Origin of the sequence: Halorubrum sp. Atlit-8R (genome assembly GCF_003666025.1) — an archaeon.
Classification (GTDB): domain Archaea; phylum Halobacteriota; class Halobacteria; order Halobacteriales; family Haloferacaceae; genus Halorubrum; species Halorubrum salinarum.
Genome location: NZ_QPLV01000002.1, coordinates 54,483 through 66,975 on the forward strand (window position 1 = coordinate 54,483; position 12,493 = coordinate 66,975).

The window sequence follows — 12,493 nt, forward strand, 5'->3', positions numbered from 1 at the left end:
GCACTCTGTATTGAGCAACCTATACCTGTCAGTCCCTGAGGATTCCAACAGGGTCGGTGATATCAGTCTGCCTGCGGCGTGCCCCGCCCGACACCGAGGTCGAGAGCTCGCTTCGCGGCAAGCCGCTCGACGACCTCGCACTGCGACAGCTCTGGGAGGTCGCCTCCCTCCTCGGGGATCCGAACCACGTAGGTCCGCCGTCCGAGCCGATCGACATCAAGGTGCTGTTCGTCCGGGAGCTCTCCCTGCTCCAGGAGGTCGTCCTTTTCGAGGTCGTCGCGCGGGAGCGTCACGACACCCGATCCACCGTGGTTCTGTAGCTTCTGCATAGCAGCGCCGTACTGTCTGGGTCTCTTAAAGGTACCTCTGACATGGACGAGAGGTTACTTTGCCCCATTTGAGACGAGGGTTCAACGGAGGGGGACATTACAGCCGGTCTATCGGCCGGAATTGGCCGATAGACAGCGATGGACGACACAACTGAGAGAAGCCGGGGTGGTCGGCGACCGTGAGCGACGGCACTCGCGGGCTGGCGGTTAGCGACCGGTTCGCTGAGTACCTCGAACGGTTCCGGGTACGGTACCCGTTCGATGTTGAATTGGCCGAGAAGTACGGTGTGTCCGCCGGAAATGGACATTTTCGAACTTCAATGACACAGACTCGCAGTAGCGGCGGCTACGGAGGTAGCGCATGAACATCAAGAAGACGGGACTCGCGGCGCTTCTGGCGTTCGCAGTCCTCACGTCGATGGCGGTACCCGCAGTCGCACAGTCGGGTGCGGAGCTCGCGGACAAGGAGGTGACCGTCGACGGTGACACCGAGAGCGTCTACCTCGAAGTCACGAACACCTCGGGAGACAACCTCAACTACACGGTCTATGGCATCTCGGACGGCCTCTCGACGGAGGTAGAGGCTGGGAGCATTTCGTCAGCGGACGAAAACGACACGGCACGGCAGACGTTCGCGGTCGACTCGGAGAAGTACGACTCGTACCGAGTCCTCGTCACCGAGGACGCGAGCGACTCCGACGAGGAGTCCGCGGACAGCATCGAGATCGGCACGACGGTTAACCAGGCGAGCGGGGGCGGCGTCTTCGCGGGCGTCGGTGGCGGCGGACTGTTCACGCCGCGGAACATCCTCATCGGCCTAGTCGTCATCGGTGGCGCCTACGTGGCCGGCTTCCTGGACCCGCTCAAGAACGCGCTGGAGGGATAACATGGCTACCCTCTCGCTTGGAGACGGTGGCGGCGTGGACACGCTGAACGGTATCGCGAACTACCTCTCTAACGGCGGGAAAGCAGCGACCGTCCTGAGTGCGTCAGTGATCGGCCTGATCACGTCGCCGTTCATCGCGATTGTCGACATCATCAACGCGATCACGCAGTTCGCGACGTCGCCGTTCGAAGGCGCCGGCGAGTCGATCTCGTCGCTGTTCGACGGACTCCTCACCGCGCCGGCAGCGCTGATCGAAGCGGGGTCGCGTATCTCGGAGGACGCGATCATAGCAGTGTTCGGCGAGACGATCGCCGGTATCCTCGCGCTACCGCTAACGGTAGGACTCGCTCTCTTGAGCTTGTATTTCCTTGCGACGTTCCTCGACGAAGAAGAGACTGGGAACCTGTTCCCGGGACTCCCGTTCGACGTCCCGGTGATCGGCACCGACGAGGAGGCGACCGACGACCAATGACCAACTCGTCGCCGAGGACTCGGGAGGTGAGCGCCGATGTCTAGCAGCGGCGACAGCGGCCTCCTAGAGTTCATCAACGGCGACACGTCTGGCACAAACCCGATTGTGGACGCCTCGAACCCCGTCAACTGGGGAAAGCTCGGCAAGGCCATCTTCACGTCAGTGATCGCAACCGTCGTTGCGGGGGTAACCGATTTCATTTCGGCGGGAGCGGACGCTTTCGTGTCGATTGTCGGCGGGTTCGCCGGCTTCATCGAGGGGTGGGAAGAGCCCCTCGGAGCAGGCGGCCGGCCGACCGTGGACTCGCCGGGCTTCATCGAGCTCACGATCGGCGCTATCGGGACAGCGTACTCGAACGCATTCACGTTCAGTACGTCGAACTTCGGTATCCTCTCGCTGCCGATCAACGTCGCGATTGTGCTCGGGTCGGTGTACGTCCTGAGCGTCGGCCTCCAAGCAGCTGCTGCCCGGCTCGTTGGAGGTGGGTGACGTGGCTGCGAGTGAGAGTAGCGCCACTGACGGAGGCGGTGGCGGTGACACGAGCATCCCTGGTGTGCTGTATCGGTTCGCGAGTGCTCCGCAGGGGTTCATCCTTGGGGCGTTGCTGGAGCCGCTGATAAGCGGCGTTGACAGCCTCGTCACACAGGTGCTCGACCTCATCGTCCTCGTCTTCCAAGGCGATGGGCCGGGACTCGTCGGTACACTCGGACTCGCCGACATCCCGCTGTTCATCGGTGACACGCTCATCGGCGTCGGCTCGGCGCTCGGTGGCTCCGCGATCGACGGGACCGGCATCCTCGGCATCGTCGACACCATAATCGATGCGCTCGTGTCCTTCGCGACCATCGGCGGGCCGCTCGCGCCGATCATCCTTGCCGGCGAGGTCGTCCTCGTCGTGTACACGGTCGCGTTCATCGGGCAGCGAATCATCCTGGTCATCGCGGACGCGGTGCCGGGACTCGCGGGGATACTCGGAACCTGATAATGGCACCAGACGCACTGAAAAGTCCAGCAGCGGTGGTAACTGGTTTGTTCGGCACTGTCGCGGCGGTATTCAACATCCCGCTCGTCGACCAGCTCGCGCTCTACGCGTGGACGAACATCAACCAGTTGTTCTACATCAGCTCGCTGTTCAGCACGCTCGGCGAATCGAGTCCGCTTCCGGAAGGCTGGGGGACGCAGGCGGTGGTCATCACCGGCGCCATCCTCCTCATCAAGCTGCTCTGGGACGCGAGCAACGACCTCGAAGATTCAATCGACGACTCATGAAACACGAAACCACGATTACAGGCAGTACAGCGCGGTCAACGGAGGCGATGTAGATGCCGGCGATGAGCATGGAAGCCATCCTCGGATGGGTTATCATCGCGGGCTTCGCGTACGTCATCGGCGAGTACACCGATGTGCTGGCGTATCTCGTCATGTACCCGAAGAAGGCGTTCAAGCGCATCTTCGGCGCCGCGAACGCCGAACGCGTGCTCGGCGCTGGCGGCCTCATCGGCGGGATGTACTTCGGCCCCGCGGTGTGGGAGATTGGCGCCGCCGCGGTCGGCGGCCTCGTCGGTGGCAGTGCCGGCGTAATCGCGCTCGAAGGGCTCGGCTTCGAACTCACCGGCGGCGAGCTCGCGGCGGTCGGTGTCGTCGCGATCCTCGCGTGGGTGTTCGCATCGGTCCTCTCGACGGAGGATGATGACTGATGCCGGCGAGCGAGCCTCCAGAAGTCCGAACCGTCTCGGTTACGCGTTCGGCACCGTTCATCGAAGTGGAGAAACGGTACGAGGAGAGGGGAGACCACGCGTTCATGGCGGTCATGATCGGCCTCGTCGTTGTCCTCGGAGTTACCGTGTCGAGCCTACCCGTCGCGTTTGTCGGCGTTCTCGGCTTTGTCGCCGGATACGCCTTCAACAACTGGCTCGTGTTCGAGGAACTCTACAAATCGGAGTCTGACGGTGAGGTGAACGCATGAAGCTTACCACTCGCCGGACGGTCCGACAATGGTTCCTCGACGCCCCGAGCGGGACGGCATACGCGCTCTACGCCGCTGCCGTAGGTGTCACGGCCCTCGGTGTTTTCGCGGACGCTGCGGTCGTGACGCTGGCAGGCTTCGGCGCTGGGATGGCTCTGTTCGTCCTGCGCGACCGCTGCCGATTCGACGCGTGTCCGAGGTGTAACTCCTCGGTGAACGCGATGAAGTCGCGTTTCTGTCCGACGTGCGGCGAGCGTCTCGACGAGATCGAGGCGGCGCCGCCGATCGACGAGCGCGTCGATGAGCGGTTCCGACCGGTCGGTCTCGAAGAGCTAGAGCGCCGAGAGTCGCCTGAACGCGCTCCGGCACCGGTGACGGACGGTGGTGAGAGCGACGAGCACGAGGAGGCCCGATGAAACGCGCGTGGGTCGTCGCGACCGCCGCGTTTCTCGTCGCGAGTGCGCTCGTGCCGGTGGCCGGAGCCGCCGTGGGTACTCAGACGGACGCCTCGGCGGCTGTGGAGGCCCACGGACTCTCTCAAACCGAGGGGAACGTGACGTGGGAATCCCCCGGACCGTTCTCTATCGAGGAGCTCCGGCGAAGCGGAAAGCAGCCGCCGAGCACGTCCGAGGCTGTGACGATCGAATCCGAGCGGAGCCTCGGCACCGGGGGTGCGTTCGTAAAGTACTCTTCTCTGTCGCTCATCAACTCGCAGAAGAAGCCGCTCACGTCGTCGACGCGTGTCGAGACGAACACGCTCACGTTTGAGACGAGCGCGTACGTCGACGCTGTGGGCGAGTACGAGGTTGTCCTCGTCTACTGGACGCCCGAGACGACGACCGGACCCAACGGCCAACAGCGGACGTACGCGGCCGGCCAAGAGGTCCAGCGCGTCGGCATCAACGTCGAGAAGGGCCGGGACGCGTCGCGCATCTCGCTTCAGCCGCACTTCGACGAGACGGTTCAGGTGTCGATGTGGCTAGAGCGCGACGGTCAGATCGTCGACGGCGCCCGCTGGCGGTTCGAGCACCAGAGCAACCCGCTCGCGCAGTCGCCGGCGTTCTCGGTCGACTCTGAAGGTGACCTTTTCCGCTGGGGCGGGATTTACATCCTGCTCCCGGCGCTCGCGTCGCTGTTCGTCTCCCGGAAGATCGCCGACCACGTATTCGACCGGATCGTGATCGGGGCGCAGAAGCCGCTCGGCTTCTGGCTCATCCTCTCCGGGGTGATCTTCATCGGAGCGGCCGGGTTCGCGACCTTCGCGACCGCTGCCGTGCTCGCGAACGCGCCCGCGGTTGTGGGTGTCGTAGTCGGCCTCATCGGGCTTATCCTGATGCTCGGCCTCCGAGACGCCGACGCGGAGAAGGCGGGTTTCTTCCAGCGGCGCCTCAACGACGACGCGGTCACGCCGACCGGCGACGAGGCAGCTTCGAGCCGCCTCGTTCCGAACCGCATCAAGACAGTCGTGAGCCGCGGTGGGACGCTCTACGCGCCCGCAAAGGGGCTCATGGCGATGATCGCCCGGTACTGGGCGGACCCGGCGGCCGTCCCCCGAGAGGACCTGACGACCGTCGACGAGGGCGACGCGGACTCTGACCTCGAACGGATGTACGAGGTCGACCCGACGAGCGATGAGGTCCTCACGCACTCGCCGGCGACACTCTCGTTTTCGCCGTCGATAACCGTCGACGTCGCGGACGAAGAGCTTGAGGAGCCGCCGGAGGGTGACGGAATCGCGGCGCTCCCGGCGGCGATCTCGACGAGCCTCTCGAACTTCTCGAAGAAGCTCAACTGGTCGTTCCTGGGGGTCGCGGTCGGCGGTGGGGCGCTCGCCTACTTCGCCGGCATGGCGGTCTTCGGCGCGCAGCTCGTCGCTGCGACGCTCGCACTGCTCCCGGTCCTCGTTGCCGGCACGGTCGCCGTCGACGGGCAGATGTCGGTCGAGCCGGCGCCGTACCACTACTCGGACGTTCGTGCGACCGTGGCGACTGAGCGGCAGGAGTACGTCGCCCGGCGGACGTTCGAGGACCTCCACAAGCAGATTCAGGACATGGATTGGCAGGCGCTCGACCGCGCTCAGTCCACGGTTCAGACGCTGCGAAAGGAGATGGCCGAGAAGATGGACGACATGTTCGGCACCGACATGGCCGACAACGTCGGCGCCTCTTCCGGCTCGGACTCGGACGACGGCGATGGCGACACACCGGCGCCGTGGGAAATCGACGCGGACACTGATTCGGGGGTGGCGGACGATTAGTTCTGCCACCTCGCCGGACCCGCTCGGGTCGATCATCTCGATGCAACGCGAGGACGACGAGCGGTCCGCGGAGAAGGCCCACGTCCCAGCTCTGCCGACACTCCGCGCTCAACAACGCGACATCCGGTCGCGACTCCGCTCCGGATTCAAGAGTCGGCACGAGCTGCTGGTGTGGTCCCACGTCGCGGCCGCGATTTCCGTTGGCCGCGTGCCGGACAAGTGGTTCAGCCGGCTCGTCAACGACCAGTGGACCGTTGCGGCGTGTCTCGACTCGCACGAGAAGCGAGAGCGGCTCTGTGGCGACACGGCGCCATCACCGTCGGAAGCGCGCACCGAGCGGACGCGCATCATTCAGGACGTGCTCTCTCCGGCGTTCCAGAAGGCTGTCGACGTCATCCGCGCTCAGTCTGGGGACTTCACCGACGAGCAGGACGGCGTTCGACACGTTGACCGCCAACGGTTCATCGCGATGCGCCCGCGACTCCACCAGCGCGTCGTCGACCAACACCGAGCGCTTCGAGAACCGTTCGGAGAGGCGGGAGTCCGGTCTCAGGCGGACGCGGTCGAGTGGGCGGATGAAGTCGCGTACGCGGCCTCGGGACACCTCCCGCGCGACTTCACCGCGAAGGTCTGTAACCCGATGAGCCAGTGGTGGACAGCGCTCGCGAACGAGCAGACGGCGGTCCTCGACTCAATGCTCGCGCAGGACGTTCTGCCCGCCTGGAACAGTGCGCTCCGGACGGCTGCCTCGAACGCCGAGGAGCTAGCGAGCGGAACTGTCGCGTCCTCTTCTGGAGGCAATATATCATGAGTAACTCAGCGGACATCCCAGACGACATCCCGGTAGACTCGGCAGACTCGATGCTTGAGGTCGTACAGGACCCGGAGTACCTGTACGAGTGGCTTACAGGCCTTCAGGCGACAAACATCGAGGCTACTCGGGAGGTTCAAAACGACAAGCGGAGGCACAGCATCGGCGAGAATCTGGTTCGGCACATGGAGATGACGCCGTTCCCAAAGCTCCTCGACCGGCTAGAGCGGACTCCTGACCCAGTCGAAGGAACACCGCCACACAGCACGCTTCGTCATCCGCGAGCGATGCTCGACGCGATCGTCCACACCTCGGACATGGACGGGTTCCGCCTCGACTTCGAGGACTTCAGCGGCCTCTCGGACGCCCGGAAAGGCGTGTTCGAGTACCTGACCGACCCGGACACCACCGTCGACGATAGTGACCTCGAAACGACTGGGGGCTCCGACGCGTTGATCCACGGGCCGATGGGGCGCGGGAAGACCACCAGCGTGTCGACGTTCATCGCTCGCTGGATGGAGGTCAACGGGGAGGCCGTCGTCTGGCGCGGGACGCCGCAGCGGACCGAGTGGCTCCCGCTGGCCCCGTGGGCTGTGGTGTGCCTGCCGGAGGGCATCGAGTACAAAGTCCAACTCGCGCCGCCAGAGGACGACTCTGGCTTCGCCGAGACGGACTTCGAGCCGATCGAGGTCGGCCTCGAAGACATCGTCTGGCGCGTCGAGCGGTACAGCGACCTCGACGACCTGAACAACAACGTCCTCATGTCGGGTGCGTTCCACGTCGTCTATCCCGACCCGAGGTTCCGAGGTGCCGAGGAGATCACCCGGAAGGCGTCCGAGTGTCCGCCGCTGGAGTACACCAGCGTCTGGGAAGCGGAGCGCGCGAAGCACGACCCCGAGCTCGACGACAAGCAGGTGACACCGACGAGTCACTGGTGGTTCAGCTGGCTCGTCCACCACAACGTCAACGAGAAGCGCTCGATGCGGACGACGTGGGTCTGCGACGAGGCGAGCAACCTGTTCAAACACCACGCCTCGAACGACAACGGCGGCCTCTCGACGAAGATCGACGCCGTCAGCCAGCAGTACGTCGACTTCCGCCGGAACGGCCTGTCGTTCGTGCTGCTCACACAGAAGCCGAGAGAGATCTCGTGGATGATCCGAAAGAAAATGCGCTGGGGAGTTACCCTCTCCGGCACCGACAACCCCACCGGTAGTGACGAGATCATCGGTGTTCGGCCGCCGATGAGCAGCGAGATGACGTCGACATGGAAGCTCGGCCGCGGTCTGTTCTGGACCAGCGGTCAGTACACTGAGTTCGGCTGGGACGATCTTCCTCGCCGCTACAAGGTTCCAGGAAAGCTCCGCATCATCTCGCCGGAAGTTCGGAGAGTGAGCGCCAAATGAAACTGGTCTCAACCAATCGCCAAAATCGAGTCGAACCGCGCCGAGCAGACGGTTACGCGCACGCGCGTGCGCCAACCCCCCATATCCCCCCGCGATGGAGGTCGGCATGAATATCGACGATTACCTCGACGACGAGCAGCTGAAAGTTGTCGGGTTGATCGGCGTCGTCATCGTCGCGATGGCCGCCGGTCCGATGCTGCTGATGCCGTCGGACGACACCGAGATCGAGCCGAACAACGGCACGGTCGTCACGCCCGACGGCACGGAGCTCCAGGAGGTCGACGGCGGCGTCGACCGCGGCCCGCTCGGTGGACTGAACGCGATTCCGGCGTCACACCTCCGAGACGACGAGAGTCCGACCGTTCACGCCTCTGCCGGCGCACAGACGATGCGCGTCGAGACGACGACCGTCAACGGCGAGCCCGCGCTCAACCTGACCGACGAGCGGACGCACGACGGCCGCTGGGTCTCGGTCCCAACTGAGTGGTTCAACCGGACTCAGGGCGGTGTTCCGAGCGTCGCGCGTATCGCTCACGAGGAGAACGGGACGTACACCGAGGCCATTCAGGTCCGCGGCGACTCCGCCGCGTTCTACGTCCGCGGGTTCTCGACGAACACGGTCACCTTCGGCGGCGAGCTCGTCATCCGCGACCGGCCGGCCGTCGACGGCACGCGGCACACGTATCAGCTCGACTCGCGTGACTCCGTCGACAACCTCGTGCTCAATGCGACGGGCCTGGAGAACACCGCTTCGGCGTCAACGTCGACAACCGTCTCCGGTTCGGGCTCGATCCCGATCAATGTCGGCGGGACGGCGTCGCCGCGAGACGAGAGCGTGACTCTCACCGGCAAGGAGTCAACCACGGCAGAGTCGGTGAGTAAGACCAGTCAGACGGATGGAAATAGCTTTAGCGTCGACGTGGGGGGCAACGCCCCCGCGAGAGACGCAACGCTCACACTATCGAGTGACGGCGGCTCGTCGACGCAAACGCGGACCGGGACCGCGAGCGCGACAGGGACGACCGAGTCACTCTCAATCGACGGCGATCGCGCTCCAACAGGCGGATCAGTCAGCTTGAGCAACCCTCGGAGCGCGTCGAGCAAATGGGTCAGTCAAAGCAAAAATGGCCTCAAAAGTTCCATGACCGTCACCGTCCCTACCGATAACGTCCAAACGATCTCCTCGTTAGAGGTCAACGCCGCAATGAACGATGCTCCCGTTAACGGCTATCATGATATATCAGTTTGGATAGATGGGACAAAACAAGATACCATCGAATATCAACAAGAAAGCACTTGGAATAAAGTCTTTGACATTAATAACGTCGACGTGTCTGGACGTTCGTCGGTGGACGTGACTTTCAAGACAGATCCAAACCCGCAATACAAACATCGCTGGCTTGGGGACCAGTTCGGCGTCTCGGAGCCTTACGTGAAAATATCAGGTCCGAGCCCGTCGTCGGTGACGGTTGATCATCCCGGCGGGTCGGAGTCCGTCTCGCTCACCGGCTCGACTCCGATCGACGTGAGTCGCGGGTCGCAAAGCGTCGACGTGGCGACCGACGCCGGTCTTGTCGACTATGAGATCAGCTATACTGAGCAATACGGCGCGTCGGACCCATCGGTGACGGTCGACGGCAACACGGTATCCCACAATGGCGTCCTCGACGGCTCGACGAGCGAGACAATCGACCTCTCTCCGGGGTCTCACACAGCCGACATATCGACGACCGGGCCGGTCGACGTGTCGGTGTCATGGACGGCGGTTACTGCGACTCAAGATCCCTCGGTTAGCGTCGGCGGATCGACCGTGTCTCACTCGGGAGTCCTCGGGCCGGGCGAGACGGTCACAGACTCGGTCGACCTCTCGACAGGCTCGCAGTCGGCAGACGTGTCGGTCAACGGTCCCGTCGACGTGTCCGCGTCGTGGACGGAGGTGAGTCAAACAAGAGATTCCGTCGTGGAATTGAACGGCCACACCGCCTCCTACAACGGCACGCTCGCCGAAGGCGAGACCGTCGACCTCGGGGGCAGCGTCTCGTGGCTCGAAGACGGCCAGAACAACGTCACCGTCCACGTCGGCGACGGCTCGTACTCTGGCGACGGCCCCGAGCCGCAGGTCGAACTGGAGTTCCGCCACGACCTCGAATCGCCGCGCACTGTCGACTACGAGAGCGAAGCGCTCTCCGAGCGGTACAACATCTCGAAGACGTACACAACTTCGCGAGCGAACGCCACGCTCACCATCCCGCACGCTCGCACCGTCCTCTCGATGCGAGCGCTCGACTACCGGCTGAACGAAACCGGGAGTTGGTCGAGCGTCCCGCAGTCGGCCGCGAACCTCTCGGGAACCACGCTCGACGTCGACGTGTCTGCGCTCGCTGGCGACCCGGTGCCGGAGGGAACGACCGTCGAGGTCCGTTCCACCGGCTCCCGCGTCGACGCGCACGACTCCGAGATCTCCGTTGTCCGCGCGACGCCGGTCGGCTTCGACATGGACTCCCGCATCCAGCTCGATTCGTGGAACTCCGGGAGCTACCTCGAAGTCGGCGAGACGCCACAGGGCGGGCTCGTCTACTACGCTGAGAACGAGACGTACAGCGCCGAGAGCGACTACGTCGAACTCTACAGCGACGGCGACCAGCGCTTCTACGCGCCGAACGCGAGCAGCGGTTCGAGGGTCACCCTGAACACGCTCTCGGCGCGCGTCTCGCCCGAGCGGAACTCCATGCGCGTCCGCGTCCCGGAGAGCGTCAACGCGACCAACACCGAGTTCGTCGTCGAGCCCGCCAGCGTCGTCGGCGACTCGTGGACCGCGGAGTACGTCGCCGGCACTGACGGCCAGTGGTACGCTATCGTCGACGGCTCCGACAACGAGCTCGGTGCCGCCGAGAAACCGGACGCGATCACTGTCGACCGCGACGACGTCGGCCTCGTCTCGATCGAACCGACCGACCCGCCAAGTCCGGGGACCGACTCCGTCGGCGGCGGTGTCTTCGCCACGTTCACCACCGGCAACCTGCCGAGCCTCTCCGTGCTGTTCGGCAGTGTCGCGATGCTGTTCGTCGCCGGGACCCGACCGGCAGCCTCTCGGGACGCCATCGACGGCTTCGCCTCCGGCGCCGACAGCGCCGTCTCCCGCATCCCGCGAGTCGGTCCCACGCTCGGGAACGGCGTCAAGGCGGCCGTCTCCAGCGTCGGCAGCGGTCTCGTGAGTATCGGCGAGAACAGGCTGCTCACCGGCGCCATCGGCGCCGCCGTCGTCGTTGCGGCCGGGCAGGCCGGGCTCTTCTCGCTCGGCTCCGAGGCCGGCGCCATCCTCGCCGTCGGCGGCATCGCCATCGGCTCGCTGTTCCTCCTCCGAGAGGTCGACGAGTTCACTACTGCGCGGTGGATCGCCATCGTCGCCGTCGCCGGCGTGGTCGCGCTCCAAGGCCTCGGTGAGGGCGACCTTCTCGCCGAGTTCGTCAACTCCGACGCGTTCCTCATCGCCGTCCTCATCGGCGGCTACGCGCTCATTCAGCTCGTCCGCGAGTACCGCGCGAACAACTCACCCGACGACGACCGGCCGCAGGTCGTTATCGGCGGGCGGTTCTCGAACGACGACGAGGGGTCGGACTGATGAGCTGGCTCCTCGACGCGCTTGAAGCGCTGGGCGCCGGCCAGCAGTTGCTGATGGGCGCGATGCTGCTGATGGGCGCGCTCTACATCCTGAAAGTCGTCAAAATCGGGAAGATCATCGGTGACACGGTCTCGTCGGGGGCAGCCTACGGGATCGCGATCCTCGTCGTTGGCGGGGTCGCGATCGCACTCGGTTGGGTCGACCCGAACGTGAGTGCGATGACCTCGCAACTCGGAACGTTCGCTGACACCGTCTGGTCGGCTATCGGCGACTGGGTCATCGAACAGACGCTCGGCCGGCTTGAGACGACCGTGTGATGCTGAAGAAGGCGAAAGCGTACGCGCTGTTAGCCTTCCTCGGCATCCCGCTCGCTCTTCACGTGATGTTCCGAACGTGTGGTCGGACAGCCTACAGCTGTAGGCGGTCACTGCTCGGCCAACTGTTCGTGGCGCAGGGCGGAGCGTTGGCCGAGATAGTTCGCTCGACAGAGTTCCTGCTCACTGGGGCTCTAGCGGTACTATTTGTAATTGCTTTCCTCGGTTCTGCTCGCGACCGACTAACCTCGTAGAAGACTCGCGAGCAGACCTGTTTTCTCGGCGCGTGCTGCGCCGCTGTAAGCGTTCGAAGAGATACGCGCCGGTTGGGTTCCTGAAGCTCCTTCGAAGTGGTTAGGACTAAAATTTTCCGCGCGGGACGAACCCCTGTTTCGAGTGCTTCAGGTGGAACTTCCGAAAGCGGTTGCTG

General features: G+C 64.4%; 14 protein-coding genes. 13 read left to right on the forward strand and 1 reads right to left on the reverse strand.

Translation table 11 applies throughout. The features are described from left to right. Window positions 1-62: 62 nt before the first annotated feature. Window positions 63-329 (reverse strand): hypothetical protein, encoded by a 267-nt coding sequence (locus DVK05_RS05995; RefSeq protein ID WP_121562509.1) that lies wholly within the window; start codon window positions 327-329, stop codon window positions 63-65. A 361-nt stretch (window positions 330-690) separates the two neighbouring features. Between DVK05_RS05995 and DVK05_RS06000 the strand changes: the two genes are divergently transcribed. The 13 genes from DVK05_RS06000 (at window position 691) to DVK05_RS06065 (ending at window position 12,066) form a co-directional block, all read left to right on the forward strand. Next, window positions 691-1,215 carry a hypothetical protein gene (locus DVK05_RS06000; RefSeq protein WP_199712292.1) on the forward strand — a complete coding sequence of 175 codons (525 nt, stop codon included), beginning with the start codon at window positions 691-693 and terminating at the stop codon, window positions 1,213-1,215. A gap of 1 nt (window position 1,216) precedes the next feature. Then, window positions 1,217-1,687, forward strand: a complete 471-nt coding sequence (locus DVK05_RS06005) for a hypothetical protein (RefSeq protein WP_121562510.1) — start codon at window positions 1,217-1,219, stop codon at window positions 1,685-1,687. Window positions 1,688-1,723: 36 nt separating this feature from the next. After that, window positions 1,724-2,176, forward strand: a complete 453-nt coding sequence (locus DVK05_RS06010; protein WP_121562511.1) for a hypothetical protein — start codon at window positions 1,724-1,726, stop codon at window positions 2,174-2,176. Between the two features lies 1 nt (window position 2,177). After that, window positions 2,178-2,669 (forward strand): hypothetical protein, encoded by a 492-nt coding sequence (locus DVK05_RS06015; RefSeq protein WP_121562954.1) that lies wholly within the window; start codon window positions 2,178-2,180, stop codon window positions 2,667-2,669. A gap of 47 nt (window positions 2,670-2,716) precedes the next feature. Continuing rightward, a complete protein-coding gene (locus DVK05_RS06020) occupies window positions 2,717-2,956 on the forward strand; it encodes a hypothetical protein (RefSeq protein ID WP_233559401.1) in 240 nt (79 codons plus the stop codon). A gap of 53 nt (window positions 2,957-3,009) precedes the next feature. Continuing rightward, window positions 3,010-3,384 (forward strand): hypothetical protein, encoded by a 375-nt coding sequence (locus DVK05_RS06025; RefSeq protein ID WP_233562166.1) that lies wholly within the window; start codon window positions 3,010-3,012, stop codon window positions 3,382-3,384. Then, the gene (locus tag DVK05_RS06030; RefSeq protein WP_121598746.1) at window positions 3,384-3,653 is read left to right on the forward strand and encodes a hypothetical protein; all 270 of its coding nucleotides are present in this window, start codon (window positions 3,384-3,386) and stop codon (window positions 3,651-3,653) included. The genes DVK05_RS06025 and DVK05_RS06030 overlap by 1 nt, the downstream gene beginning before the upstream one ends. Continuing rightward, window positions 3,650-4,069, forward strand: a complete 420-nt coding sequence (locus DVK05_RS17270; RefSeq protein WP_199712293.1) for a zinc ribbon domain-containing protein — start codon at window positions 3,650-3,652, stop codon at window positions 4,067-4,069. The genes DVK05_RS06030 and DVK05_RS17270 overlap by 4 nt, the downstream gene beginning before the upstream one ends. Continuing rightward, window positions 4,066-5,910 carry a hypothetical protein gene (locus DVK05_RS06040; RefSeq protein ID WP_121562514.1) on the forward strand — a complete coding sequence of 615 codons (1,845 nt, stop codon included), beginning with the start codon at window positions 4,066-4,068 and terminating at the stop codon, window positions 5,908-5,910. The genes DVK05_RS17270 and DVK05_RS06040 overlap by 4 nt, the downstream gene beginning before the upstream one ends. 40 nt (window positions 5,911-5,950) lie before the next feature. Further along, window positions 5,951-6,721, forward strand: a complete 771-nt coding sequence (locus DVK05_RS06045) for a hypothetical protein (protein WP_233559406.1) — start codon at window positions 5,951-5,953, stop codon at window positions 6,719-6,721. Further along, window positions 6,718-8,127, forward strand: coding sequence for a hypothetical protein (locus DVK05_RS06050; RefSeq protein WP_121562515.1), 1,410 nt, complete (start codon window positions 6,718-6,720; stop codon window positions 8,125-8,127). The genes DVK05_RS06045 and DVK05_RS06050 overlap by 4 nt, the downstream gene beginning before the upstream one ends. 106 nt (window positions 8,128-8,233) lie before the next feature. Further along, window positions 8,234-11,749: a hypothetical protein gene (locus DVK05_RS17555; protein WP_233562169.1), complete on the forward strand. Its 3,516-nt coding sequence runs from the start codon at window positions 8,234-8,236 to the stop codon at window positions 11,747-11,749. After that, window positions 11,749-12,066, forward strand: a complete 318-nt coding sequence (locus DVK05_RS06065; protein WP_121562518.1) for a hypothetical protein — start codon at window positions 11,749-11,751, stop codon at window positions 12,064-12,066. The genes DVK05_RS17555 and DVK05_RS06065 overlap by 1 nt, the downstream gene beginning before the upstream one ends. The last annotated feature ends 427 nt before the right edge of the window (window positions 12,067-12,493 follow it).

Bases quoted from the DNA above. Each gene is read 5' to 3' on its own strand.
- DVK05_RS05995 (WP_121562509.1), bottom strand. From the start codon at position 329: ATGCAGAAGCTACAGAACCACGGTGGATCGGGTGTCGTGACGCTCCCG.
- DVK05_RS06000 (WP_199712292.1), top strand. From the start codon at position 691: ATGAACATCAAGAAGACGGGACTCGCGGCGCTTCTGGCGTTCGCAGTC.
- DVK05_RS06005 (WP_121562510.1), top strand. From the start codon at position 1,217: ATGGCTACCCTCTCGCTTGGAGACGGTGGCGGCGTGGACACGCTGAAC.
- DVK05_RS06010 (WP_121562511.1), top strand. From the start codon at position 1,724: ATGTCTAGCAGCGGCGACAGCGGCCTCCTAGAGTTCATCAACGGCGAC.
- DVK05_RS06025 (WP_233562166.1), top strand. From the start codon at position 3,010: ATGCCGGCGATGAGCATGGAAGCCATCCTCGGATGGGTTATCATCGCG.
- DVK05_RS06030 (WP_121598746.1), top strand. From the start codon at position 3,384: ATGCCGGCGAGCGAGCCTCCAGAAGTCCGAACCGTCTCGGTTACGCGT.
- DVK05_RS17270 (WP_199712293.1), top strand. From the start codon at position 3,650: ATGAAGCTTACCACTCGCCGGACGGTCCGACAATGGTTCCTCGACGCC.
- DVK05_RS06040 (WP_121562514.1), top strand. From the start codon at position 4,066: ATGAAACGCGCGTGGGTCGTCGCGACCGCCGCGTTTCTCGTCGCGAGT.
- DVK05_RS06045 (WP_233559406.1), top strand. From the start codon at position 5,951: ATGCAACGCGAGGACGACGAGCGGTCCGCGGAGAAGGCCCACGTCCCA.
- DVK05_RS06050 (WP_121562515.1), top strand. From the start codon at position 6,718: ATGAGTAACTCAGCGGACATCCCAGACGACATCCCGGTAGACTCGGCA.
- DVK05_RS17555 (WP_233562169.1), top strand. From the start codon at position 8,234: ATGAATATCGACGATTACCTCGACGACGAGCAGCTGAAAGTTGTCGGG.
- DVK05_RS06065 (WP_121562518.1), top strand. From the start codon at position 11,749: ATGAGCTGGCTCCTCGACGCGCTTGAAGCGCTGGGCGCCGGCCAGCAG.